This is a genomic window from Pseudomonas sp. SDO5271_S396 (assembly GCF_054071795.1).
This window is the reverse complement of sequence record NZ_JBSVWB010000126.1, coordinates 1-323: the sequence shown is the minus strand read 5'-3', so window position 1 is coordinate 323 and position 323 is coordinate 1. Positions and strand designations below refer to the sequence as shown.

Below are 323 nucleotides of genomic sequence, written 5' to 3'. Positions count from 1 at the left end.
GCTGTTGATCGGCAACCATGGCCTGCAACAGGTTCTGCCAGTGGCGCGCCATGCGTGTGATGGTGGTGGGTTCGAACAGGTCGGTGGCGTAACCCAGCGAAGCCCAGAGTCCGTCGGGGCTTTCCTGCACGTCCAGGTCCAGGTCGAAATGTGCGGTGCGCCGGTCCCAGGCCAGCCCTTCGATATGCAGATGGGCCAACGCCTGTGGTGCGTCCCCCGGGCGGCCTTCGGCCTGATGGTTGAACATCACCTGGAACAGCGGGTTGAGGCTCAGGCTGCGCTCCGGTTGCAGCGCCTCCACCAGTTGCTCGAAAGGCAAATCC

At 64.1% G+C, this 323-nt stretch carries 1 protein-coding gene; it reads right to left on the bottom strand.

What is annotated here, in order from left to right:
* A partial coding sequence (locus ACW9IN_RS30135; protein WP_457369247.1) for a condensation domain-containing protein occupies nucleotides 1-323 on the bottom strand: 323 nt, incomplete at both ends.